At 70.8% G+C, this 22,969-nt stretch carries 23 protein-coding genes; 15 read left to right on the top strand and 8 right to left on the bottom strand.

Going from position 1 to position 22,969, the window contains the following annotated elements; translation table 11 throughout:
- Window positions 1–354: 354 nt before the first annotated feature.
- Genes GHC57_RS11205 through GHC57_RS11195 form a run of 3 tightly spaced genes read right to left on the bottom strand, consistent with a single transcriptional unit; the run spans window position 355 to window position 4,064 of the window.
- The gene (locus GHC57_RS11205) at window positions 355–717 is read right to left on the bottom strand and encodes a hypothetical protein (protein ID WP_153344206.1); all 363 of its coding nucleotides are present in this window, start codon (window positions 715–717) and stop codon (window positions 355–357) included.
- 28 nt (window positions 718–745) lie between these two features.
- Complete coding sequence (gene hrpB / locus GHC57_RS11200) at window positions 746–3,253, bottom strand: ATP-dependent helicase HrpB (RefSeq protein WP_153344204.1); 2,508 nt, start codon at window positions 3,251–3,253, stop codon at window positions 746–748.
- Between the two features lies 1 nt (window position 3,254).
- Window positions 3,255–4,064, bottom strand: a complete 810-nt coding sequence (locus GHC57_RS11195) for a ComF family protein (protein WP_153344202.1) — start codon at window positions 4,062–4,064, stop codon at window positions 3,255–3,257.
- 124 nt (window positions 4,065–4,188) lie between these two features.
- Here GHC57_RS11195 and GHC57_RS11190 point away from each other — a divergent pair, with 124 nt between their 5' ends.
- The 6 genes from GHC57_RS11190 to GHC57_RS11165 all read left to right on the top strand — a co-directional run bounded on the left by GHC57_RS11190 (window position 4,189) and on the right by GHC57_RS11165 (window position 10,484).
- Entirely contained in the window at window positions 4,189–5,058 is an 870-nt protein-coding gene (locus tag GHC57_RS11190) for a methyltransferase domain-containing protein (protein WP_153344218.1), read from the top strand.
- Window positions 5,059–5,215: 157 nt separating this feature from the next.
- Entirely contained in the window at window positions 5,216–5,932 is a 717-nt protein-coding gene (gene sfsA, locus GHC57_RS11185) for a DNA/RNA nuclease SfsA (RefSeq protein ID WP_153344200.1), read from the top strand.
- A gap of 5 nt (window positions 5,933–5,937) precedes the next feature.
- A complete protein-coding gene (map, locus tag GHC57_RS11180; RefSeq protein ID WP_153344196.1) occupies window positions 5,938–6,744 on the top strand; it encodes a type I methionyl aminopeptidase in 807 nt (268 codons plus the stop codon).
- 409 nt (window positions 6,745–7,153) lie between these two features.
- A complete protein-coding gene (locus GHC57_RS11175; protein WP_153344194.1) occupies window positions 7,154–8,248 on the top strand; it encodes a TRAP transporter substrate-binding protein in 1,095 nt (364 codons plus the stop codon).
- A 128-nt stretch (window positions 8,249–8,376) separates the two neighbouring features.
- Window positions 8,377–8,964, top strand: a complete 588-nt coding sequence (locus tag GHC57_RS11170; RefSeq protein WP_153344193.1) for a TRAP transporter small permease subunit — start codon at window positions 8,377–8,379, stop codon at window positions 8,962–8,964.
- Window positions 8,965–9,128: 164 nt separating this feature from the next.
- Entirely contained in the window at window positions 9,129–10,484 is a 1,356-nt protein-coding gene (locus GHC57_RS11165; protein ID WP_170294839.1) for a TRAP transporter large permease subunit, read from the top strand.
- Between the two features lie 27 nt (window positions 10,485–10,511).
- Here the strand turns inward: GHC57_RS11165 and GHC57_RS11160 are convergent, their stop codons facing one another.
- Window positions 10,512–11,462: a radical SAM protein gene (locus tag GHC57_RS11160; RefSeq protein WP_153344192.1), complete on the bottom strand. Its 951-nt coding sequence runs from the start codon at window positions 11,460–11,462 to the stop codon at window positions 10,512–10,514.
- Between the two features lie 309 nt (window positions 11,463–11,771).
- Window positions 11,772–12,794, bottom strand: coding sequence for a zinc ABC transporter substrate-binding protein ZnuA (znuA, locus tag GHC57_RS11155; RefSeq protein ID WP_246152270.1), 1,023 nt, complete (start codon window positions 12,792–12,794; stop codon window positions 11,772–11,774).
- Between the two features lie 104 nt (window positions 12,795–12,898).
- Between znuA and GHC57_RS11150 the strand changes: the two genes are divergently transcribed.
- The 8 genes from GHC57_RS11150 (at window position 12,899) to GHC57_RS11115 (ending at window position 19,349) form a co-directional block, all read left to right on the top strand.
- On the top strand, window positions 12,899–13,702 hold the full coding sequence (locus GHC57_RS11150) for an ATP-binding cassette domain-containing protein (protein WP_153344189.1): 804 nt from the start codon (window positions 12,899–12,901) through the stop codon (window positions 13,700–13,702).
- Window positions 13,692–14,510 carry a metal ABC transporter permease gene (locus GHC57_RS11145; protein WP_153344187.1) on the top strand — a complete coding sequence of 273 codons (819 nt, stop codon included), beginning with the start codon at window positions 13,692–13,694 and terminating at the stop codon, window positions 14,508–14,510. The genes GHC57_RS11150 and GHC57_RS11145 overlap by 11 nt, the downstream gene beginning before the upstream one ends.
- On the top strand, window positions 14,507–14,962 hold the full coding sequence (locus tag GHC57_RS11140; RefSeq protein ID WP_153344184.1) for a Fur family transcriptional regulator: 456 nt from the start codon (window positions 14,507–14,509) through the stop codon (window positions 14,960–14,962). The genes GHC57_RS11145 and GHC57_RS11140 overlap by 4 nt, the downstream gene beginning before the upstream one ends.
- A gap of 93 nt (window positions 14,963–15,055) precedes the next feature.
- Window positions 15,056–15,478, top strand: coding sequence for a ferritin family protein (locus tag GHC57_RS11135; protein WP_153344182.1), 423 nt, complete (start codon window positions 15,056–15,058; stop codon window positions 15,476–15,478).
- A 45-nt stretch (window positions 15,479–15,523) separates the two neighbouring features.
- The gene (locus tag GHC57_RS11130) at window positions 15,524–16,135 is read left to right on the top strand and encodes a rhodanese-like domain-containing protein (protein ID WP_153344180.1); all 612 of its coding nucleotides are present in this window, start codon (window positions 15,524–15,526) and stop codon (window positions 16,133–16,135) included.
- Between the two features lie 189 nt (window positions 16,136–16,324).
- Window positions 16,325–17,671: an NAD(P)/FAD-dependent oxidoreductase gene (locus tag GHC57_RS11125; RefSeq protein WP_153344178.1), complete on the top strand. Its 1,347-nt coding sequence runs from the start codon at window positions 16,325–16,327 to the stop codon at window positions 17,669–17,671.
- A gap of 22 nt (window positions 17,672–17,693) precedes the next feature.
- On the top strand, window positions 17,694–18,068 hold the full coding sequence (locus GHC57_RS11120) for a DUF5368 domain-containing protein (RefSeq protein WP_153344176.1): 375 nt from the start codon (window positions 17,694–17,696) through the stop codon (window positions 18,066–18,068).
- Window positions 18,069–18,143: 75 nt separating this feature from the next.
- On the top strand, window positions 18,144–19,349 hold the full coding sequence (locus GHC57_RS11115) for an MFS transporter (protein WP_153344174.1): 1,206 nt from the start codon (window positions 18,144–18,146) through the stop codon (window positions 19,347–19,349).
- Window positions 19,350–19,385: 36 nt separating this feature from the next.
- Here the strand turns inward: GHC57_RS11115 and GHC57_RS11110 are convergent, their stop codons facing one another.
- From GHC57_RS11110 to metX, 3 genes are read right to left on the bottom strand one after another with little or no spacing between them, the layout of a single operon-like run.
- Complete coding sequence (locus GHC57_RS11110; RefSeq protein ID WP_153344172.1) at window positions 19,386–19,994, bottom strand: hypothetical protein; 609 nt, start codon at window positions 19,992–19,994, stop codon at window positions 19,386–19,388.
- Window positions 19,991–20,692: a methionine biosynthesis protein MetW gene (gene metW, locus GHC57_RS11105; protein ID WP_153344170.1), complete on the bottom strand. Its 702-nt coding sequence runs from the start codon at window positions 20,690–20,692 to the stop codon at window positions 19,991–19,993. Before metW ends, GHC57_RS11110 begins: the two co-directional genes overlap by 4 nt.
- The gene (metX, locus tag GHC57_RS11100) at window positions 20,689–21,846 is read right to left on the bottom strand and encodes a homoserine O-acetyltransferase MetX (RefSeq protein WP_153344168.1); all 1,158 of its coding nucleotides are present in this window, start codon (window positions 21,844–21,846) and stop codon (window positions 20,689–20,691) included. The genes metW and metX overlap by 4 nt, the downstream gene beginning before the upstream one ends.
- Window positions 21,847–22,035: 189 nt before the next feature.
- Here metX and GHC57_RS11095 point away from each other — a divergent pair, with 189 nt between their 5' ends.
- Entirely contained in the window at window positions 22,036–22,896 is an 861-nt protein-coding gene (locus GHC57_RS11095; RefSeq protein WP_170294837.1) for a chorismate mutase, read from the top strand.
- Window positions 22,897–22,969 lie beyond the last annotated feature (73 nt).

Here is a 22,969-nt window from a genome sequence, read left to right as displayed (position 1 = left end):
CCGGATCGCGGATCACGATGACAACGGGCAAAGACCCCATCCTGAGACGATCACACGATCCGGTGCGGGGCCCCGGGTGGCCACCCGGGGCCCCGCAACCCGGCATCTCCACAATGCCACAAATCAAACAGACAATCCTGAGGGAGCCCCCGCGACCATCGTTCCGATGGTCGCGCTCCTTTGCGGCGACGCGAAGCGTCGCCGGGGGCGACCGAAGGACCTCGTGAGGTGGGTTCGACCCCTGCAGAGTCACAGAACGGTCATCCGGGTTCGGAGCCCTGGAGGGATCTCGAAAGGCCCGCGCTGACGGCGCGGACCGTGCCGTCATGTCAACCTGAGCCCGTTGCCCTGCGGTCACGCCCTGGGGCCGGGCACGCGAACGATGCGGGGCGCGGCGGCGTCGGCCGGCCAGTCGGACTGCACGCGCGGAACCCGCTCCATCAGGGCGAAGCGGTCCTCGCGGGCGACGACGGCCGGGTCCTCGCCGTCCGGCACGGGCACCCACAGTTTGTACTGCGGATCGTTGCCGCCGGCCCAGTCGATCTCCTCATGAAAATCGAACACATAGACCCAGCCGCACTCGCGACACCGCAGCACGTAGCGCCACTCGTGGCTGTCCTGGAACACGGTCTCCAGGCGCTCGAAGTGGTCCGCCATCCGCGCCCGGGTGATGGTCTCCGGGTCGCGCCACAGGGCGCAGGTCTCGACGGTGGGCATTGTGTTTGCCTCCGTGTTCAAATCCGACTTACCGGGCGGCCGCCGCCTTGGTCCGGGTGGTGGGCGCGGCGGACACAGGGTCTTCCGGCCAGGGATGCTTGGGATAGCGGCCCTTCATCTCCTTGCGCACTTCCGCCCAGGCGCCCCGCCAGAAGCCGGGCAGGTCGCGCGTGATCTGCACCGGGCGGCGCGCCGGCGACAGCAGGCGCAGCACGACCGGCACCCGCCCGCCGGCCAGCGTGGGATGCGCGTCCAGCCCGAACAGCTCCTGCACCCGCACCGCCAGCGCGGGTCCTTCGGGATCGTCGTAGTCCAGGGCCAGCCGCGAGCCCGTGGGCACGGTCAGGTGCGACGGCGCCCGCGCATCCAGGTCCCGCGCCCGGTCCCAGGGCAGCAGTGCCGACAGGACCGCCAGCAGGTCCAGCCGCTCCAGATGCGCCGCGCGGGTCATGCCCACCACGAAGGGGGCCAGCCAGTCCTCCAGCGACTCCAGCAGGGCCGCATCCGACAGGTCGGGCCAGCCGGCCTCGGCGCCCTCGGCGTGGCGCAGGAACAGGACCCGCGCGCGCCAGCGCCGGGCGGCCGCGCTCCAGGGCAGCCCATCCAGCCCCAGGTCGCGCACGCCCGCCAGCAGCGCCGCCGTCACCGCCGCCGGATCAGGATCGGCCAGGGGCGCGTCCTTCAGCACCAGCGCGCCCAGGGTGGTGCGCCGCCGCGCGAGCACGGCCCGGTCCCGACGCGACCAGACGATGACCTCGCCCGTCTCCAACGGGTGGACCTCGCCCGCCAGCACCGCCGCGCCGTCCAGGGGCGCCGCCACCCGCACCCGGCCTTCAGTCCCGGCCCGGTCGGCGATGTCCGCCACCGCGAGCCAGTCCACCCCGGCGAGGGGATCATGCGCGTCCACGGCCACCCCGCGCCCGCCGGAGAGGAGGAACCGCCCGGCCTCGCCCCCGGTGCGCCGCTGGCCGATGCGGTCCGGGTAGGCCAGCGCCAGCAACGCCCCCGGATCTCCCGCCTCGCCCTGGTCCCGCACCCCGGCGAGACGGCGGATCTGGCGCGCCGCCTCCCGCGCCCGGTGGAGCGCGCCGGCGTGCGCCTCGGCCTTCGGCGCGCGGCCACGCAGCAGGTCGAGCCGGTGGCGCAGATCCGCGTCCCGTGTGCCCACCGCAAGGTCGCGCTCGGACAGCAGGGCGGCGATATCGGCGGCCAGCGCACCCGCGCCCCGGTCCGCCCCGACCACCACCATATGCGCCAAACGGGGATGCAGCGGCAGCCGCGCCAGCGCCCGGCCGTGTGGAGTCACGCGGCCGTCCGCGTCCAGCGCCGCCAGCCCCCGCAGCAGATCCCGCGCCGCTGCCCAGGGGCCGGCGGGCGGCGGGTCGAGCCAGCGCAGCGCCCCGGGGTCGGTCACGCCCCAGGCCGCCAACTCCAGGACCAGCGGCGCAAGGTCGGCCTCGGCGATCTCCGGCGGAGTGAACGGCACCAGGGCCCCATGGGCGGCCTGCGGCCACAGGCGGTGGCAGGTCCCCGGTCCCAGCCGGCCGGCGCGCCCGGCCCGCTGCGCGGCCGAGGCCTGCGAGATGCGCGCCGTCTCCAGCCGGGTCAGGCCGCTGCCCGGATCGAAGCGGGGCACGCGCGCCAAGCCGCTGTCGATGACGGTGCGGACCCCCTCGATGGTCAGGCTGGTTTCGGCGATGTTGGTGGCCAGCACCACCTTGCGCCGCCCCTCGGGCGCGGACCGCAGGGCGGCGTCCTGACGCGCGGCGGGCAGCGCCCCGAACAGCGGCATCACATCCACGCCCGCACCCAACCCGGAGAGCCGTCCGGCAACCCGCGTGATCTCGCCCTCCCCGGGCAGGAACACGAGCACGTCCCCGCCGTCGTCCGCCAGCGCGGCCCGGATGCGCGCCACGACCGCGTCCGTCAGGCCGTCGCGGGTGGCCGCCGGGGCCGGGTGATGGTGGACCGAAACCGGATGCTGCCGCCCGACGCTCTCGATCACGGGCGCGTCCCCCAGCAGGCGGGCGACCGGCCCGCCGTCGAGGGTCGCCGACATGACGAGCAGCCGCAGATCCGGGCGCAAACCCTCCTGGCTGTCCAGGCACAGGGCCAGGCCCAGATCCCCCTGAAGCGAGCGCTCATGGAACTCGTCGAGGATGACGCACCCCACGCCCTCCAGCGCCGGATCGTCCTGGATGCGGCGGGTGAGGATCCCCTCGGTCACCACCTCGATGCGGGTGCGGGGGCCGACCGCGCTGTCCAGGCGGACGCGGTAGCCGACCGTCTCACCCACCGCCTCGCCCAGGGCAGAGGCCATATAGCGCGCGGCGGCGCGGGCGGCCATGCGCCGGGGCTCCAGCATGACGATGCGGTGGCCGGGATCGAGCCAGGGGGCGCGCAGCAACGCGAGGGGCACGCGCGTGGTCTTGCCGGCCCCAGGGGGCGCCAGCAGCACGGCGTTGGGCCCCGCGGCCAGGGCGGCCGTCAGGTCCGGCAGCACAGCATCCACGGGCAGGGGTGCGGAGTCCGTCATGTCAGGGGGCCTCGCCATCGGCATGCAGAACCACCCGGGCCAGGGTGAGCACATCCACCGCCACCGCACCCGCCCGCTTCAGGACGCGGGCGCCCTCCTCCACCGTCGCGCCGGTGGTCAGCACATCGTCCACCAGCAGCACCCGGCGGCCCTCGACACGCTCCGGCCGGACAACCTGGAAGGCGCCGCGCACGTTCTCCGCCCGCCCGCGCCGGCTGCGACCGCCCTGGGTGGGCGTCGCTCGGGCGCGGGTCAGCACGCCGGGCGACCACGACCGGCCCGCCCGCGCCGCCACCGCCCGCGCCAGCAGCGCCGATTGATTATAGCGGCGGCGCCACAGACGCCAGCGGTGCAACGGCACCGGCACAACCAGATCGGCCGAGTCCAGCACATCCGCGCCCGCTCGCGCCATCCAGCCGGCCAGTGCCCCGGCGGCGTCGGTGCGGTCGGCGTGCTTGAAGGCCAGCACCAGCGGCCGCGCCCCGTCGTCGTAGACCAGCGCGGCGCGCGCCCGGGTGTAGGCGGGCCGCCGGCGCAGGCAGACCCCGCACAGCAGGCCCTCCGCCTCGTCCGCCTCGGGCTCGCCCCAATCGCCGCCGAACGGCACGCCGCAGCGGGCGCATTGCGGTCGGGTGATGAAGGCGACCGCCTGGAAGCAGTCCGCGCACAGGGCCCCGGGATCGGCCACCAGATCCCCGCAGCGCAGGCAGCGCGGCGGCAGCACCAGGTCCAGGGCGGGCCGCAGCGTGGCCGCGCCTCGGGTCACCGCGCGCCGCAGCGGGACGAGGGGATGGTTCGACACCGTCGTCATGGGGTATTGATGCGGGCCGTGCGCCGTCGGCGCAACGGATTTCCCGCCTGCACTGATGCAACTCGGTCTTAACATCGCCATCAACCGGGCTCACATTCATCGCATGACCGCACGATCCGACAGCATGACCGTCTTCGACCGTCCGCTTGTGAGGCGGCACCGCGAGCGCGCCGCCGCCGGCTGGGACGGCTTCGACTTTCTGGTGCGCGAGACCGCTGACCGACTGGTGGACCGCCTGGACGACATCACGCGCCGGTTTCCGGTCGCGCTCGACCTGGGCTGCCACGGTGGCGAGGTGGGCCGCGTCCTGAACGGCCGGGGCGGCATCGAGACCCTGATCCAGGCCGATCTGTCGGACGGCATGGCGCGGCGGGCCGCCGCCAACGGGGTCGGCCCGGTGATGGTCTGCGACGAGGAGGCGCTGCCCGTCGGTCCCGCGTCGCTGAACGCCATCCTGAGCAATCTCAGCCTGCACTGGGTCAACGACCTGCCGGGCGCGCTGCTCCAGGCCCGCCAAGCCTTGAGGCCGGACGGCCTGTTCCTGGCCTGCCTGCTGGGCGGGGCCACGCTGCGCGAGCTGCGCACCTGCCTCGCCGATGCGGAACTGGAGATCGCGGGCGGGCTGTCCCCCCGCACCTCGCCGCTGGCCGATGTGCGCGACGTGGGCAACCTGCTCTCCCGCGCCGGGTTCGCGCTGCCGACCGCCGATGCCGACCTCATCACCGTGCGCTACGAGACCCCCCTGAAGCTGTGGGCCGACCTGCGCGGCATGGGGGAGAGCAACGCCGTGCTGGCGCGCCCCCGCGGCTTCGCGCGGCGCGACGTGATGTTGCGCGCGGCAGACCTCTACATGGAGCGCCACGTCGGGCCGGACGGCCGGGTGCCGGCCACGTTCGAAGTCATCACCCTGACCGCGTGGGCGCCCGATCCCAGCCAGCCGCAGCCGCTCGCCCCCGGCAGCGGCCGCACCAGCCTGACGCAGGTGCTGCATTGATCGTGTTCGTCGATGGACCGGACTGGTCCGGTCCATCGCCTCCGCCGCTTCGCGGCGCCGGCCCGGTCGGGCCGGCCGATGGACGACATGGTAAACCCTGTCGTCCATCGGGAGGACACCCTTCAAAATAGATCCCTAGGGAGCCTGACGACCGCCGATGGACTTTCCCGCACCCCTGATCCGGGGCACGCTGGTGCGCCGCTACAAGCGCTTCATGGCCGACGTGGACCTGGACGACGGCACCCGTGTCACCGCGCATTGCGCCAACTCGGGATCGATGTTGACCGTCCAGCCCCCGGGGGCCGAGGTCTGGCTGTCGCCGCAGGACAGTCCCAAGCGCAAACTGAAGTACACCTGGGAGCTGGTCCGAATCGGTGACCATCTGGTGGGCATCAACACCAACCATCCCAACGCCATCGTGGCGGAGGCGGCGGCCGACGCGCTCATTCCCCAGCTCGCCGGATACGACACCGTGCGCCGCGAGGTGAAGTACGGCCGCAACAGCCGCATCGACGTGCTGCTGTCCCATCCGGATCGGCGGAGTTGCTACGTCGAAGTCAAGAACGTGACCATGAAGCGGGGCCCCGAGGTCGGCGGACCGGCCGAGTTCCCCGACGCGGTGACGGCGCGCGGCGCCAAGCACCTGGACGAAATGATCGACATGGTGGCGGCCGGTCACCGCGCCGTGATGGTCTATGTGGTCCAGCGCGGCGACTGCGGGTCATTGCGCATTGCAGGCGATATCGATCCGGCTTATCTAGAAGCCCTGCAGCGGGCGCTGGCCCTCGGCGTCGAGGCCGTGTGCGTGTCCTGCAGCGTGACGCCGGAACGGGTGGCCGTGACCGGCCCTCTTCCCCTCGACCTGGATCCCTGACCGTCATGATCGAAGCCGCTGCCCGTTCCGAGTCACAGGTGACCCTTCATGGCGCCGAAGGCTTTGCCGCGATGCGCCTCGCCGGACGTCTGGCCGCCGAGACCCTGGACTTCATCACGCCTTACGTGCAGCCCGGGGTGTCCACCGACGCCTTGGACCGCCTGTGCGCCGAGTTCATCGCGGATCACGGCGCGGTCTCGGCCCCGCTGAACTACAAGGGCTTCCCCAAGAGCATCTGCACGTCGGTCAACCACGTGGTCTGCCACGGCATCCCCGGCCCCAAGACGCTCAAGGACGGGGACGTCGTCAACATCGACGTCACCCCCATCCTGCACGGCTGGCACGGCGATTCGAGCCGCATGTTCTATGTCGGCAACGTGGGCGTGAAGGCCCGCCGCCTGTGCGAGGTGACCTACGAGGCCATGATGCGCGGCCTTGCGGTGATCCGCCCGGGCGCCTCCCTGGGCGACATCGGCCACGCCATCCAGTCCTTCGCCGAAAGCCAGCGCTATTCCGTGGTGCGGGATTTCTGCGGCCACGGCGTCGGTCGCGTGTTCCACACCGCGCCCAGCGTCATGCACTTCGGCCAGCCCGGCACCGGCACGGTGCTGCATGAGGGCATGATCTTCACCGTCGAGCCGATGATCAACGCCGGGCGCTACGAAACCAAGATTCTGGCCGACGGCTGGACCGCCGTGACCAAGGACCGCTCGCTGTCGGCCCAGTTCGAGCACACCATCGGCGTCACCGCCGACGGCTGCGAGATCTTCACCACCTCGCCCAAGGGCTGGCACTGCCCGCCCTACGAATAGCGCGGCCCGCCGCCCTCGGACCGCTTCGAAACCGCCAAGGCCGTCCCCTCCCGGGGCGGCCTTTTTTGCGTCCGCCAGACAGGCCCTGACACCCATTTCGTGCTACCGCCGATCCCGCCGCCCACAGCCGGCAGGCGAACGGGCCCGGTGGTTTCCGCCCGTCCCAAAAAAATGGCTTGAAAAGACGACCCCGTTGATCGGAAATGTGGTCCGCGATTCACATGCCGACACAGGGGTTTTTTGGCCGGTCCACAGCCCCCATGTCGGATGCATGGCGTGTCGTACCCACGAACCCGGTTCAACGCGGGAGACGGTGCGTTGTGATGCCGTGAGCGTGGGGGCGCCTTTGGTGTCGATCCGACACACCACTGCGACGCTCGATGAATGAAAACAGGGAGGACACAGTTCCATGACATCCATCAAGACCCTGGCCCGTTTCGGCGGCGCCACCGCGGTGGCCGCGATGCTGGCCACCACCGTCGCCAACACCGCCTCGGCCCAGGACCGCGTGCGCTGGCAGATGACGATGGGCTTCCCCTCGACCCTGACCGCGCTGGCCGACACCGCCCCGTGGGTGGCGGAGCAGGTCAACACCATGTCCGGCGGCAACATGACCCTGCAGGTCTTCGAGCCCGGCAAGCTGGTGAAGGGCACCGAGGTGTTCGACGCCGTCTCGCAGGGCAAGGTCGACTCCGGCTACGTCTGGGCCGGGTACGAGATCGGCAAGCTGCCGGCCTCGGCCCTGTTCGGCGCCCAGCCCTTCGGTCTGGAGCCGATGGAAATGATGGCCTTCATGCTGGAGCACGGCGGCCAGCAGATGATGGAAGAGATCTACGCCGAGCATAACATCATGCCGCTGTACTGCGGCACGATCAGCCCGGAAGCCGCCGGCTGGTTCACCTTCCCGCTGGAGAGCCTGGACCAGGTCAGCGGCATGCGCATCCGCTTCGCCGGCCTGGGCGGCGAGGTGATGCAGAAGATGGACGCCGAGGTGACCCTGCTGCCCGGCTCCGAGCTGTTCGAGGCCCTGGAAAAGGGCGTGATCGACGCCACCGAGTTCTCCCTCCCGACCGTGGACGAGCAGCTCGGCTTCTACAAGGTGGCCAAGTTCTACCACCTGCCGGGCTGGCACCAGCCGTCCACCAACCAGTATCTCTACATCAACCTGGACAAGTGGAACGGCCTGGATGAGGCGCAGCAGTCCATCCTGCGCACCGCCTGCGTCGCCGGTGTCGCCAAGTCCGTCGCCCGCGCCGAGGGCCTGCAGGGCGCCGTGCTGAGCACCTTCATCGAAGAGCACGGTGTGACCGCCGTCAGCCTGCCCGAGCCGATCCTCATGGAACTGCAGGAAAAGACCGACGAGGTCATGGCCGAGTTCTCCGAGAAGGACGAGGACTTCGCGCGCGTCTGGAGCGCCATGTCGGCCTTCAAGGAAGAGCACAAGAACTGGAAGGAACTGGGCTACCTGCCGCGTGACTGGATGAGCAAGGTCGCGGGCGAGTAATCGCCGCCGACTCCATCGTCCCGTGGTCGAATGCGCCGGCCCCCGCCCGAGGCGGGGGTCGGCGTTCGACCGTGAGGCCGGGCGAACCTGAGGGTTCGTTCAGCCGGGCAGCGGAAGGAAACGGTTCCATGAGCGAAACCCCGACCCCCAATTTCGACGGCACCGATCCGGACGGTCTGCCGGACGATCGCCGCTCACTCCCCCGCACCCGCCTGTCCAACGCCATCGACCGCTTCATCATGGCGGTCGGCAACGTGGCGTCGTGGATCTGGGTGCTGCTGATTCTCGGCATCATCCTCAACGTCACGCTGCGCTACGTCTTCGGGCGGGCCACGGTGTGGCTGGAGGAGCTGCAGCTCTACTTCTACGCCATCGGGTTCATCATCGGCCTGAGCTACGCCATCACCTGGAACCGTCACGTTCGGGTGGATGCGCTGGCCGACCGCTGGAGCCCGCGCACCCGGGCCTGGATCGAACTGCTCGGCATGCTGTTCCTCCTGCTGCCGTTCTCGGTGTCCATCCTGATCGAGGCCGTGCCCTACGCCCTGACCTCGCTCCACCTGAACGAGGGCTCCCCCTCGCCCGGCGGCATGCCCTACACCTGGATCCTGAAGTCGTTCATCGTCTGGGGTTTCGCGCTGATCTTCCTGGCGGCCTTCTCCCGCATGCTGCGGTGCACGGCCCTGCTGTTCGAGCGGCCCCGCCCGATCTGGTAGCCGCGGCCCCGCGCCGCGGCTTCGCACCATTCCGATTTGCGCCGCCCGCGTCGGGCCGGCGTTCCGAACAGGGAGAGCGGTGTCCGACCAAGATCCCCGCCGGCCCCACCACCCCCGGGCCCGCATGACGAGGGGACGACCGGACAGCCCGAGGGAGAGCCGCCGTGTTTGAATACGAGATTCTCGTCATCATCCTGCTGGTCAGCTTCATGGCGCTGATCTTCACCGGGTTCCCGCTCGCGTGGGTTCTGGGCGGGGTGTCCTTTGTCTTCATGGTGCTCAGCCTGACCGTGCTGAACTGGTTCGGCGTCGACACCTATTTCCTCGACGACTGGAACGACTTCGCCATCATCGTCGATCGAATATGGGCGCAGATGCAGAACTGGGTTCTGGTCGCCCTGCCCATGTTCGTGTTCATGGGCCTGATGCTCGACCGCTCCGGGGTCGCCGACAAGCTGATGGCGAACTTCACCAAGCTGTTCCGGGGCCTGCGCGGCGGCCTGGCGCTGACCGTGATCCTGATCGGCGTGCTGCTGGCGGCCTCCACGGGCATCGTCGGCGCATCGGTGGTGTTGCTGTCCATGCTGGCCCTGCCGCCGATGATGGAGGCCCGCTACAACAAGAGCCTGGCGACCGGCGTGGTGGCCTCGTCCGGCACCCTGGGCATCCTGATCCCGCCGTCGATCATGCTGGTCATCATGGCGGACCAGTTGTCGCTCCCGGTGGGCGACCTGTTCATGGGCGCCGTGTTCCCAGGCCTGATCCTGGGCGCGCTCTATGTCACCTACGTGATCGTCGCCGCCATGGTCCGCCCGGACATCGCGCCCGCGCCCGAGCGGGCCGAAACGGTCACCTGGTGGGACGTGCTGGGCGTGGTCTGGTCGATCGTGCCGCCGCTGCTGCTGATCCTGGCCGTGCTGGGCTCCATTTTCGCCGGCATCGCGACCCCGACGGAGGCGTCGGGCATCGGCGCGCTGGGGGCCACCCTGCTGGCGGCCGCCAACCGCCGCCTGAACATCGAGGTGCTGCGCCGGGTCTGCCGCGAGACCATGCTCACCACCGCCTTCATTTTCGGCATCTTCCTGGGCGCGACCGCGTTCGCGCTGGTGATGCGCTCGCTGGGCGGCGACGAGTTCATCGGCGGGCTTCTGACCGGCCTTGATGTCGAACCCTGGGTGGTCGTGGTCATCATCCTGTTCGTGGCGTTCATCGCCGGCTTTTTCCTGGACTGGCTGGAGATCAGCCTCATCATCCTGCCGCTGGTGGCGCCGGTGGTGGACGCCCTGGGCTTCGACCTGATCTGGTTCACGGTGCTGTTCGCGACCACGCTGCAGACCAGCTTCCTCACTCCGCCGGTGGGCTTCTCGCTGTTCTATCTGAAGGGCGTGGCGCCGCCGGGGATCACCATCGGCCACATCTACAAGGGCGTGATCCCGTTCGTGATCCTGCAGATCATCGCGATCATCCTCGTGTTCCAGTTCGAGGATATCGTGCTCTGGCTGCCCGACCAGATGTACTGACGCCCGGGGCTTGCCCCGGGGGCGGGCTCAGCCGGTGGCCCCGACCGGCTGAGCCGTCGGGGCCTCGACCGGGACCAGTCCGATCCGGCGGGCGTGGTCCCGGGCGGTCTCGACACGGCCCGGATCGACGGGCGCCATCAGGCCGGGCACCCGGTTCGACTGGTAGGCGGGATGAAAGCCGTCGAGCAGGCTGACGGTCATGCCCGCGCCCAGAAGGTCCCGCACCGCGTCCAGGGTGGCCGTCACGTTGCCCATGTCCTGGGGCAGCACCAGATGACGCACCAGCAGACCCCGCCGGGCGAGCCCCCGCCCGTCCGTCACCAGCGGGCCGACCTGCCGGGCCATCTCCTGCAGCGCCTCGCGGTTCGCGGTGACGTAGTCCCGCACACGGGAGCACCGCCGGGCCGCCATGTCGTCGGCGTACTTGGCGTCGGGGGTGTAGATGTCCACCACGCCGTCGAGCAGACGCAGCGCCTCCACCGCGTCATAACCGCCGCTGTTGTAGACCAGCGGCAGGGTCAGGCCGCGCGCGGCGGCAATCACCAGGGCCTCCAGCACTTGCGGCACCACGTGTGACGGCCCCACCAGATTGATGCAGTGGCAGCCCCGCGCCTGCAACGACAGCATGGCCTCGGCCAGGGCCTGGGCGTCCATGTTCTCCCCCTCGCCCTCCAGCGAGGACGGCGCGTTCTCGCAGTAGACGCAGCGCATGTTGCACCACGAGAACAGGAGATCACCGGACCCGCCGGTGCCGACGATGGCCGGTTCCTCACCGAAGCCGGGCGCGACGGCCGCGACGCGGGCACGGCGCCCGGTCCGGCAGACCGCGCCGGCGGCGATGCTGCCTGCCGCCGCGCTCAGGCGGTCCACGCCGCAGGCCTGGGGGCAGAGGTCACAGGCGGCCAGGCGCGCGAGCGCGGCTTCGGCTCGTCGCGCCAACTCGCCGGTGTCATGAAGCGTCAGGTAGGCAGCAGGCATCCATATCCCCCGTTCCGGACCACGGGTCGTGACACCACGACCGAAACGACACGATGCCGGAGCGCGCCACCGTCTTCAAGGTAGCCGGACCGGAGGCCAGGGCTCCGAATCCAGATGACAGGGGTGTCATGGTTCGTGCCCCATCACGAGATCCTTTGCGCCCTTCGGGCGCTCAGGATGACAATCTCTACTACAAGTGTGTGATCCTGTGGGAGCGAAGCGACGGAAGGATCTCGTGAGGCGGGTTCGCCTCTTCAGAGGCTCAGAACGGCAATCCAGGGTCGGAGCCCGGGCCCGAAGGGGATCCGATCACGACCCGCTCAGGCAGTCCCGCACGGACTCGGCCAGCCCGCGCAACAGCACCGGGTAGAGACCCGCCCCGGGCGTCAAATCCGTGCCCAACGGGTCCAGCACCCCGGCGCGGACGTCGGTCCCCTCGGTCACCACGTCCACCACGCGCGGCTCGAACTGGGGTTCGGCGAACACGCAGACGGCCCCCGTGTCGCGCAGGGCGTCCTGCATCTCCGCCAGCCGCGCCGCCCCGGGGGGTGTGCCCGGATTGACCGTGATGGACCCGGCCGAGGTCAGGCCGAAGCGGTCCTCGAAATACCGATAGGCATCGTGGAACACGACGAAGGGCCGGTCGCGCACGGGCGCCAGCATGGCGTCGATCTCGTCGGTCAGCGCGGACAGGTCCGCCCGCATCCGGTCGGCGTTGGCCTGGTACAGGTCCGCCCGGTCCGGGTCCGCGTGCGCGAGCGCATCCGCGATCGCGCCGGTCATGGCGGCGGCATTGACGGGGTCGAGCCACAGGTGCATGTCCGCCCGGTCCGGGTCGACGCGCCCTTGGGCGGATTCGTGCCCATGCTCGTCTTCGTGCGCATGCTCGTCTTCGTGCGGGTCCTCGGCCCCATGATCGTGGCCATGATCGTGCCCGCCCGCGCGCACGGGCCGCAGAGTGAGCCCCTCCACATCGGACAGAGTCAGGACCCGCGCATCTCCGGCCAGACTGTCCAGCGGGGCCGCCAGGAAGGTTTCCAGCTCCGGCCCCACCCAGACGACCAACGCCGCGTCCTGCAGGGCCTGGGCGTCGGACGGCCGCAGGCTGTAGGTGTGGGGCGACTGGCCGCCCCGGACGATGAGATGGGGCGCCCCCGCCCCCTCCATCACGCCGGCGACCAGGGAATGGATGGGCGTGATGCTTCCCACCACCGCGGGGGCCTCGGCCGCATGCGGCACCCCGCCGCTCCCCATCGACAGGCCCAGCGCCAGCACCGCGCGCCGCGCCCAGCGGCCGGCGCCCCCTTGCATTGTTTCCGTCGGTCTCGTCATGTTGAGGTCTCCGTTCGTCCGTGCGTCCCCTTGGATGAAGTGTTATATTATAACATATCATCCGCCCGGCAAGAGGCGACCCGCCTCAAGGAGTCCCCACCCTCATGTCCGCACACCCCGACCGGGATATTCTGGCGGAAGCCCACGGCCTGGGCGTGTTCCGGGCCGGCCGCTGGATCATCCACGGCATCGACCTGACCGTCCGGCGGGGGGAGATCGTCACCCTCATCGGCCCCAACGGCTCGGGCAAAAGCACCACGGCCAAGACCGTGATCGGCCTGATGGCCCCGGACGCCGGCACGGTCCACCGCGCGCCCGGCCTGCGCATCGGGTACGTGCCACAAAGCCTGTCCATGGACGGCACCCTGCCCCTGACCGTCTCGCGGCTGCTGACCCTGACGCAGCGGTGCCCGCCCGACGCCATCCGGCGCGCCCTGGAGGCCGTGGGCATCCCCCATCTGGCCCGGGCGCAGGTCCACAGCCTGTCCGGCGGCGAGTTCCAGCGCGCGCTGCTGGCCCGGGCCATGCTGCGGGACCCCGACCTGCTGGTCCTGGACGAGCCCGTCCAGGGCGTGGACGTGCAGGGCGAATCGGCGCTGTACGCGCTGATCGGGCGGATCCGGGAAAACACGGGCTGCGGCATCCTGCTGATCTCGCACGATCTGCACGTGGTCATGGCGGCGACCGACACCGTGGTGTGCCTGAACGGGCATGTCTCCTGCCGGGGCACACCGCAGGCGGTGGTCTCCAACCCGGCCTATCAGAAGCTGTTCGGGCGGGCCGCCGCCGACACCCTGGCCGTCTACCGGCACCACGAGCACGGTCACGACCACGACCACGACCACGATGACCATCCCGAGCCCTCTACGCACCCCCGGACCGAGGAGGCCGCCGACCATGCTCGATGACTTCTTTGTCCGCGCAATGGTCGCCGGCATCGGCCTGGCCGTGACCACGGGCCCCCTGGGCTGCTTGGTGGTCTGGCGGCGCATGGCCTATTTCGGCGCGACCATGGCCCACGCCGCGCTGCTGGGCGTCGCCCTGGCGCTGTGGGCCGGTGTGGACCCCATGGCCGGCGTGTTCGCGGTCGCCGCGCTCGTCTCGATCGCGCTGCTGCTGCTGCAGCGCTCCGGCGCGCTGTCATCGGACACCCTGCTCGGCATCCTGGCCCACGCGGCCCTGGCCATGGGACTGGTCGCGGTCTCCGCCATGAGCTGGCTGCGCGTGGACCTGATGGGGTTGCTGTTCGGGGACATCCTGGCGGTGTCAAAGGCCGACCTCGTGGTGATCTACGCCGGCGGCGGGGTCGTGCTCGGCGGCCTGATCGCGCTATGGCGCCCGCTTCTGGCGGCCACCGTCAGCGCGGACATGGCCCGGGCCGAGGGCCTGCGGCCGGACGCCACGCGCATCGCCTTCATGCTGCTGATGGCCGTGGTCATCGCCATCGCCATGAAGATCGTGGGGATCCTGCTGATTACCGCGCTGCTCATCATCCCGGCGGCGGCGGCGCGTCGGCTCGCCTCCGGACCGGAGGCGATGGCCGTGCTGGCGTCCGTGGCGGGGGTCGTGTCCGTGATCGCCGGGCTGTCGGCGTCGATGGCCTGGGACACGCCGTCGGGCCCGTCCATCGTGCTGGCCGCCTTCGGTCTGTTCCTGCTGTCGCTGATCCGCGCCCCGGCCCGGCCGTCACCGCCCTCACCGGAGCCGTCCCCATGACCGCCGCCCCCCCGAAATCCCTGACCCGCAACCAGTCGCTGGTCCTCTCGGCCCTTCGCGCCGGCGGCACGCCACAGGGCGCCTATGCCCTGCTGGACGGTCTGCGGGACCAGGGCCTGCGCGCGCCGGTGCAGGTCTACCGGGCGCTGGAGCGGCTGCAGGCGCTCGGCCTCGTCCACCGGCTGGAGAGCCTCAACGCCTTTGTCGCCTGCAGCCACGATCACGGCGGGACGGAGGACGCGGAGGCCACCCCCGGCCCGGCCGTGTTCGTCATCTGCGAGCACTGCGCGGCCACGCGCGAGCTGACCGACCCGATCATCGGCGGCCGCATCGAGCGCCTCGCCCGCACCGAGGGCTTCGGTCTGCACACCAGCAGCATCGAACTGCGCGGGCTGTGCGCCGTCTGCACCGCCCGGGAGGCGGAGGAGACGGAGACGACGGCGGACCCGTAATCGCCCTCCCGCGCGTCCCGTTGCGTTTCGACAATTACAACCGCACCCGCTTCGGCGAACACTGGGCGATCCTCCAACGCCGAAGAGTCGGTCATGCCGGAAACGCTACGCCGGGCGCTTGAGGAAGCGCTCGATCACGAATATCAGGCCGCCGCCACCTACGAGGCCGCGATTGCGGCCTTCGGCCCGGTGCCGCCGTTCGTGGAAATCGTCGAGGCGGAACGCCGCCACGCCGACCAACTGCTGTGCCTGTTCGAGCGGCACGGCTTCGACCCGCCGCCCAATCGTTGGCGCGGCCACATCCCGAAACCGGCCGACCTGGAAGACGCCTGCCGCGCCGCCACCGCCACGGAAGAGGCCGGGGCCGCCCTGTATGCGCGCCTCGTGGACGGGGTCGCCGATGCGGAGACGCGCGCGGTCTTCACCCGCCTGCAGACGGAGTCGATGGTCGACCACCGCCCGGCCTTCGCGGCCTGCGCCGAAAACCGGACCCGGCACCTTCTGCCCATCCGGTGACCGGACGTCCGGCGTGATCCGCCCCAACCACAGGAGCTTTGACGCATGGTTTGGTCGTTCAGAACCCTCGGCATGGCCGCCGCCCTCGCCCTGTCGCTGGGGTTGGCCGCCGCCCCGCCCGCCGCTTGGGCCGCCGACGCCCCGGACAAGGCCACCGCGCAGGTGAAATCCGGGCTGTACGTCACGGCCCTGGAAGCCTGGGACCTGATGCAGCAGCACCCGGACACGCTGCTGATCGACACCCGCGACCCGGTCGAGGTGATGTTCACCGGATTCGCCACCGAGACCGACGTTCACGTCCCCTACATGATCGCCGACCCCACCACCCTGAACGCCGACAAGGGCCGCTGGCGCATGGTCAAGAACGCCCGCTTCGCCAACGAGGTGGAAGAGCGCCTGTTCGCGCTGGGCGCCGACCCGGAGACCACCCGGCTCGTGTTCATGTGCCGGTCCGGCAGCACCCGCAGCGCGCCGGGCGCCGACCTGCTGTACGAACGCGGCTGGAAGCGGGCCTATACGATGGTGGACGGCTTCGAGGGCGGCAAGCGCCCGGACGGCCCGTCGCAGGGCGTGCGCGACGTCTCCGGCTGGCGCAACAGCGGCCTGCCGTGGAGCTACACCCTGCCGGCCGACGTGGTCTACGTGCGGCCGGACTGAACGGCGCGGCGCGACGCCACGGCCGCCCCCACGATCGCGGACCTCTCCCCACGCCGGGAGGGTCCGCGCTGACGGAACCCCTTTACATTAGCGCTTTCTTATATATAAAAGCTCCGGGTGCGGTCATGCGCCCAGGGGCCAGAAGAGCCGGAATCGGCCGCGTCCAGCACCACAGGGAGGACACTCGCCATGACACCCCGAGTCCCGGGGCCGCGCGGCCCCGTCATCGACCGCCGCCGCCTGCTCCAGATGAGCGCCGCCGGGGCCTCCGCCGCCGCTCTCGCCGCCGCCGGCGTGCTGCCGGCCCGGCCCGCCCGGGCGGTGGAAACCAGCGCCCGGATCGTCATCGTCGGGGCCGGCGCGGCCGGCCTGTCCATGGCCTCGCGTCTGGCCGACCGCCTGGACGGCGCGACCATCACGATCGTGGATGCGCGCCGCCGCCACCTCTACCAGCCCGGGTTTACCCTGGTCGCGGCGGGCCTGAAGGACAAGGCGTATCCCATCTCGCGCACCGAGGACTATCTGCCGCGCGATGTGGAGTGGATCGAAGAGTCGGCCGAGGAGATCGACCCCGAGGCCCGCAAGGTCGTGACCGAGGAAGGGCGCGAGATCGCCTATGACTATCTCGTCGTCGCGGCCGGCATCGACCTGGACTATGACGCCATCGACGGCATGGAGACCGGCCGCATCGGGCAGGAGGGCCTGGGCAGTCATTATCACAGCCCCGAGGCCGCCTGGGCCACCTGGCGGGAGATGTCGCGGTTCACGCAGTTGGGCGGCACGGGCCTGTTCCTGCGCCCGGCGACCGAGATGAAGTGCGCCGGGGCGCCCCTGAAGTACACCTTCATGACGGACGACTGGCTGCGGCGGCGCGGCACCCGCGAGAAATCCACCATCATCTACGCGGCCCACTCGGGCAGCCTGTTCAGCGTGCCGATCGTCCACGAGAAGGTCCGCATGCTGTTCCAGGACCGGGGCTTCGACGCCCGTTACAATCACGTGATGACCGGGATCGACCTGGGCAAGAAGGAAGCCGTGTTCGACACGCCGGACGGCGAACAGACCATCGGCTACGACTTCATCAACGTCATTCCGCCTATGCGCGCGGCCAAGGTGGTCCGTGACAGCCCCCTGCCCTGGCAGGAGGGGCCGTTCGCCGCCGACGGCTGGATGGAGGTGGACAAACACACCCTGCGCCACGCCCGCTATCCCAATGTGTTCGGCGTGGGCGACATCGCCGGCGTGCCCAAGGGCAAGACCGCCGCGAGCGTGAAGTGGCAGGTTCCCGTGGCCGCCGATCACCTGATCGCGGACATCGCCGGGACGACCAGCCCCATGTCCTACGACGGCTATACGTCCTGTCCGCTCATCACGCAGATGGGCCGCGCGATGCTGGTCGAGTTCGACTACGACAACAACCTGACGCCCTCGTTCCCGGGCGTGGTCGCCCCGCTGGAGGAACTGTGGGTGACCTGGGTCATGAAGACCATCGCGCTCAAGCCCACCTACATCGCCATGCTGCGTGGCGACGCCTAGGACCGACGGGAGGACAGACACCATGGAAAGCTTCGATCCGGCCGTCTTCCTGGCGGTGTTTCTTGAGATGATGGGCAGCATCTTCTGGGTGCTGCTCGCCGTGGCGCTCCTGGGCCTCGCCGGGTTCGCCTGGGTGGTGTGGCGCGAACGCACCCTGCACAGCCGCCGCCTGATCCGGGCGGAGATCCTGGGCGTGCTGGGCGGCTTCGGCGCGCTGGCGCTGATGGCCTATGTCACGGTCTCGGGCTTCACCGATGCCGGCGGTCCCGTGGACTGGCTGCTGATCGGCGTCATCTGGGGCATGGGACTGGTCGGGACCACCATCCTGAGCTATGCCGTGATGGGCGTGTTCGACTGCCTGACCGGACGCTGCGCCGAGCGACCCCAGACGGGGTAATCGGCGCGCGGCGCGGGCGAGGGGGTCGGTCCCGTTCCCCCAACCGGGGCCACCCCCTCGCCTGGAGCGCGTTTCGTGCCCGTTCATTCTTCCGTGTCGCCCGACGGCACCCGCTGGCCCGTGGTGCTGGCCCTGCTGGCGGGCGGCGTGCTCGCCGCCGTCCATGTGGGCAAGGTCCCGCCGGTGCTGCCCACCCTCAGTGACGATCTGGGGCTCGGACTGATTCAGGGCGGTTTCGTCGTCTCCACCTTCTACCTGCTCGGCATGACGCTGGGGCTGATGACCGGGGTTCTGGCGGACCGCCTGGGCCGCCGCCGGCTGGTGCTGGCGGGCCTGGTGTCGCTGTGCGCGGGCGGGGCCGCAGGGTCCCTGGCGGACGGATTCGCGGCGCTGCTGGCGAGCCGCGTGCTGGAGGGGCTGGGGTTCATGGCGGTCTCGGTCTCCAGCCCGGCGCTGGTGGTCGCCGCATCCGCGCCGAGGGACCGGCCGCGCACCCTGGCCCTGTGGAGCATGTTCATGCCCACCGGGATCGCGCTCGGGCTGGTGGCCGGATCCCTGACGGCGGCGCCCGAGGCCTGGCGGGGCCTCTGGCTGGCCGTGGCGGCGCTGACGCTGGCCGGGACCCTGACCGTGACCCGCATGACGCGGGGGCTGGCCGCCGTCCATGGACCGCCACCGGGATCGCCCTGGCGGGTGCTGGGCGAGACCCTGGGCCGGCCGCGCCTGCTGCTGCTGGGGGCGGTGTTCTGCGCCTATGCGTTCCAGTGGATCGCGGTCATGGTCTGGCTGCCCACCTTCCTGCCCGCCGCCCTGGGGGTGGGGGCGACCACGGCCGCCCTGATGACGGCGCTGGTGGTGATCGCCAACGTGCCCGGCAACTACCTGGGCGGCCGGCTGCTGCAACGGGGCGTGGGTCTGGGCCGGCTGGTGCCGGGGGTCTCGGCTGTCATGGCCCTGTGCGCCATCGGCCTGTTCACCGAGGTCCTGCCGCCGACGGCCCGCGTGACGCTTGTGCTGGTGTTCTCTCTGACGGGTGGGATCATCCCGGCGGCCCTGTTCGCCTCGGCCCCGGCCCGCGCGGCCTCGCCCGGGCATCTCGCGGCGGCCAACGGGCTCTTGATGCAGGGCTCGAACATCGGGCAGTTCCTGGGGCCGCCGCTGGTGGCGGGCGCGGTCACCCTGGCGGGCGGCGCGTGGAGCGGCGCCCTGGCGCCGGTGCTGACGGCCGCCGCCCTGACGGCGCTTGCCGGGGTGCTGGCCGGACCCACGGGCCGGTCGTAGGGGGAACCGCCCCCGGCGGATTGCCGACAGCTACGTTCAGGGCTCGCTTTCGGCGGCGGGCTGGAACACAAGGCCGTCATCGGCCTCGATGACGCGACCGATCAGGGTGCCGTCGTCCTCCAGCACCATCGGCGGCACCGGCCGCCCGGCGGTGGCCATCATGCCCCCCTCGCCGTCCCGCACCACGCCGGCGGCCGCGACGCCCGACGGGGCCACCAGCCAGGGCGTCTCGCCCAGGGCCGACATCCGCCACGCCGCGAAGCCGCGCAGGTCCAGCAGGATATCGCCGGCGGGGTCGGCGAGGCGCACATAGGGCCCGTGCCGCCCCTCCGCCGGGAACCAGTGCACGGCCAGACCAAAGCGCCGGTCGAGCGGCGCGGGGAACAGCGCGGTGTCGATGATGCGCTGACCGGCGCGCTCGACCCACAGGCGGCGCGCGCGCAGCGGGGCCAGCCACCCCTGCTCGGGCACCTGCAGGCCGAGGCGCCCGCCGCGCTCCGGCAACTCGATGCGCACGGTCTCCGGTTTCGGCACCAGCAGTCGGTCGCCGCTCACCACGCCGGTGCGCCAAGCGGCCAGTAGAGCGGTTCCCGCAACAACCCCGACCGCGATCAGGCCCAGCCAGTGCCGGGTGCCGCGCGTCATCGGACGGCCGCTCCGGCGTCGGTTTGGGCCCCGTCCACCCGCGTCAGCAGGAAGACCGCCTGGGCGCTGAGCAGGTTCGCCCAGGGGCCGGTCGCCGACAGGCGATTGACGCTCCCGTTCTCGTTCAGGGCGACACCGCGGTCGATGCGGATGTCCATCTGGCGGGTCAAGTCCACGAAATCCTTGATGGTGCAAAAGTGGATGTTGGGTGTCGCCCACCATTCGTCGGGCAACCCGGTGGTCATGGGCATGCGCCCGGTGCTCACCAGGTGCCAGCGGGCCTTCCAGAACCCGAAGTTGGGAAACGAGACGATGGCGTACCGCGCGACCCGCAGCAACTGATCCAGCACATCGCGCGGGCGCTGCATGGCCTGGATGGTCTGGCTGAGAATGGCGTAGTCGAAGGCCCCGGCCGGGTAGTCCACCAGATCGGTGTCGGCGTTGCCCTGGATGACGGACACCCCGCGCCGCACGGCCGCGCGCACGCCGGCCATGGACAGTTCGATCCCGCGGCCGTCCACGGACTTGGTCTGCGCCAGGTACTGCAACAGGGCGCCGTCGCCGCAGCCGACATCGAGCACCCGCGCCCCCGGGGTCACCATGTCCGCGATGATGCGCAGGTCGAACCGCAGTTCACCGTTGCCGCTGCCGGTGCCGTTCACGCTGCCGTCCGCATCCAAAGAGGCCGCATCGGTCATGACGCCGCCTCCGCCGAGGCCGGCAGACCGCGATGACGCGCCGCCCCGTCCAGGAACCCGCGCAGCGTCTCGTGGAACTCCGGCTCATCCAGGAGGAAGGCGTCGTGGCCCTTGTCGCTCTCCACCTCGACGAAGCTGACGTTGGCCGCGACGCTGTTCAGGGCCTGCACGATGGCCCGGCTTTCCACGGTCGGGAACAACCAGTCGCTGGAAAAACTGATGACGCAGAAGCGGGTCCGCGTGTCGCGGAAGGCGTTGGCCAGCTTGCCGCCGTGCTCGGTCGCCAGGTCGAAGTAGTCCATCGCGCGTGTGATGTAGAGGTAGGAGTTGGCGTCGAACCGATCCACGAAGGTGGAGCCCTGGTGGCGCAGGTAGCTCTCCACCTGGAAGTCGGCGTCGAAGCCGTAGGTCACCCGGTCGCGGTCCTGCAGGCGACGGCCGAACTTGCGATGCAGCGCCGTTTCCGACAGATAGGTGATGTGGGCGGTCATGCGCGCCACGGCGAGCCCCCGGTGCGGGATCACGCCGTGCTCGTGATAAGCGCCGCCGCGCCAGTCGGGATCGGCCATGATGGACTGACGCCCGACCTCGTGGAAGGCGATGTTCTGGGCCGAATGCCGGTACGACGCCGCGATCGGCACCGCCGTGAACACCCGCGACGGATGGGAGGCCGCCCACTCCAGCACCTGCATGCCGCCCATGGACCCGCCGATGACGCAGAACAACTGATCGATGCCCAGCGCGTCCAGCAGGCGGGCCTGCACCGTGACCATGTCGCCGATGGTGATGACCGGGAAGCCGAGCCCCCAGGGCTGGCCCGTCTCCGGGTTGATGTCGCGCGGGCCGGTGGTGCCCATGCAGCCGCCCAGCACGTTGGCGCAGATCACGAAGAAGCGGCGGGTGTCGATCACCTTGCCGGGCCCGACGAGCGCGTCCCACCAGCCCGGCTTGCCGGTCACGGGATTGACGCCGGCCACGAAGTGGTCGCCGGTCAGGGCGTGACAGACCAGAACGGCGTTGGAGCGCTCGGCGTTCAACTGCCCGATCGTCTGATAGGCGACGGTGACGGGACCGAGATCGAGTCCGCTGTCCAGCCGGATCGGTCGATCCTCCCCGACCCGGAGGGTCTTGTTCTCGGGTGCGTCCAACGGCATCTCACATGGGCTTGGGGCGGAGCGCCGGTCGCGAGGCGGCGGGCGTAAAGGCCGCGACGTTCACCCCACCTGTCCCGGCCGCCGAACTCCTAGGCGGCGTCCCGTCGAGTGTCAACGTTTTCTTTGATTTCCGGGGCTTCCCGGCGTACATCTGAGCCCCCTTTGACAGCCGTGATGGAAGGCCCCCGGATGAGCCGCCCGACGCAAACGCTCGACAGTCTCCGGCAAGAGATCGACGACCTGGACGATCAGATCCTTGACCTGCTGATGCAGCGCTGCGCCGTGGTGGACCGCATCGCGGCCGCCAAGCGCGGCGGGCCGGCCCTCCGCCCGGGCCGCGAAGCCATGATCCTGCGCCGGGTCGTGGGCCGCTGGCAGGGCAGCCTGCCCAAGCGGACCCTGGTCCGACTCTGGCGCGAACTGCTCTCCGGTCTGGTCGGCGTGCAGAGCCCGTTCTCGGTCGCGGTCTGGATGCCGGAACGCGGCGCGGGCTACCTGGAAGTCGCCCGCAATCAGTATGGGTCCTATACCCCGACCACGTCGCATCAGTCGCCCAGTCAGGTGGTGCGCGAGGTGACCTCGGGCAACGCGACCGTCGGCATCCTGCCGCTGCCCCGGTGGGAGGACGAGTCCCCCTGGTGGACCCAGATCCTCTCCAACGCGTCGGACGCGCCGCACATCGTCGCCCGCCTGCCGCTGACCGGCCCGGGACCGCTGGGAATCGAGGCCTTGGCCATCGCCCGCATGGAGCCGGAAGCGACCGACGACGATCACTCCGTGCTGGCCGTGGAGACCGGCCCGGATATCAGCCGGTCCGCCTTCACCGAGGCGCTGGCGGCCGCCGGTCTGCCGGCCCGCGCGGTGTGGGACGCCCGGCCCACCTCCGACGACGGCCGCTTCCACGTGATCGAGGTGCGCGGCTTCGTCGAGCCCAAGGACGAGCGCCTGGCCGCGCTGCAGCACGGCGCCAGCGACGGCGGCGGCATCCGCAATGCGCGGCTGCTGGGCGCCTACGCCACGCCACTGCCGGCCGAAGCCTTGACGGACTGACCCCGGATCGGCTCCCATTCCCGGCTTCTGCGCTTGCCTTCGCGAGCCCTCCCTTTCACCGCGCCGCCTGCTG

Origin of the sequence: Roseospira navarrensis (assembly GCF_009601025.1) — a bacterium.
GTDB lineage: Bacteria > Pseudomonadota > Alphaproteobacteria > Rhodospirillales > Rhodospirillaceae > Rhodospira > Rhodospira navarrensis.
The sequence above is the reverse complement of the archived record's forward strand: the minus strand, read 5'-3'. Positions and strand labels throughout refer to the sequence as shown.

Coding starts and splice junctions, on each gene's coding strand:
- GHC57_RS11205 (WP_153344206.1), bottom strand. CDS start 717: ATGCCCACCGTCGAGACCTGCGCCCTGTGGCGCGACCCGGAGACCATC.
- hrpB (WP_153344204.1), bottom strand. CDS start 3,253: ATGACGGACTCCGCACCCCTGCCCGTGGATGCTGTGCTGCCGGACCTG.
- GHC57_RS11195 (WP_153344202.1), bottom strand. CDS start 4,064: ATGACGACGGTGTCGAACCATCCCCTCGTCCCGCTGCGGCGCGCGGTG.
- GHC57_RS11190 (WP_153344218.1), top strand. CDS start 4,189: ATGACCGTCTTCGACCGTCCGCTTGTGAGGCGGCACCGCGAGCGCGCC.
- sfsA (WP_153344200.1), top strand. CDS start 5,216: ATGGACTTTCCCGCACCCCTGATCCGGGGCACGCTGGTGCGCCGCTAC.
- map (WP_153344196.1), top strand. CDS start 5,938: ATGATCGAAGCCGCTGCCCGTTCCGAGTCACAGGTGACCCTTCATGGC.
- GHC57_RS11175 (WP_153344194.1), top strand. CDS start 7,154: ATGACATCCATCAAGACCCTGGCCCGTTTCGGCGGCGCCACCGCGGTG.
- GHC57_RS11170 (WP_153344193.1), top strand. CDS start 8,377: ATGAGCGAAACCCCGACCCCCAATTTCGACGGCACCGATCCGGACGGT.
- GHC57_RS11160 (WP_153344192.1), bottom strand. CDS start 11,462: ATGCCTGCTGCCTACCTGACGCTTCATGACACCGGCGAGTTGGCGCGA.
- znuA (WP_246152270.1), bottom strand. CDS start 12,794: ATGACGAGACCGACGGAAACAATGCAAGGGGGCGCCGGCCGCTGGGCG.
- GHC57_RS11150 (WP_153344189.1), top strand. CDS start 12,899: ATGTCCGCACACCCCGACCGGGATATTCTGGCGGAAGCCCACGGCCTG.
- GHC57_RS11145 (WP_153344187.1), top strand. CDS start 13,692: ATGCTCGATGACTTCTTTGTCCGCGCAATGGTCGCCGGCATCGGCCTG.
- GHC57_RS11140 (WP_153344184.1), top strand. CDS start 14,507: ATGACCGCCGCCCCCCCGAAATCCCTGACCCGCAACCAGTCGCTGGTC.
- GHC57_RS11135 (WP_153344182.1), top strand. CDS start 15,056: ATGCCGGAAACGCTACGCCGGGCGCTTGAGGAAGCGCTCGATCACGAA.
- GHC57_RS11130 (WP_153344180.1), top strand. CDS start 15,524: ATGGTTTGGTCGTTCAGAACCCTCGGCATGGCCGCCGCCCTCGCCCTG.
- GHC57_RS11125 (WP_153344178.1), top strand. CDS start 16,325: ATGACACCCCGAGTCCCGGGGCCGCGCGGCCCCGTCATCGACCGCCGC.
- GHC57_RS11120 (WP_153344176.1), top strand. CDS start 17,694: ATGGAAAGCTTCGATCCGGCCGTCTTCCTGGCGGTGTTTCTTGAGATG.
- GHC57_RS11110 (WP_153344172.1), bottom strand. CDS start 19,994: ATGACGCGCGGCACCCGGCACTGGCTGGGCCTGATCGCGGTCGGGGTT.
- metW (WP_153344170.1), bottom strand. CDS start 20,692: ATGACCGATGCGGCCTCTTTGGATGCGGACGGCAGCGTGAACGGCACC.
- metX (WP_153344168.1), bottom strand. CDS start 21,846: ATGCCGTTGGACGCACCCGAGAACAAGACCCTCCGGGTCGGGGAGGAT.
- GHC57_RS11095 (WP_170294837.1), top strand. CDS start 22,036: ATGAGCCGCCCGACGCAAACGCTCGACAGTCTCCGGCAAGAGATCGAC.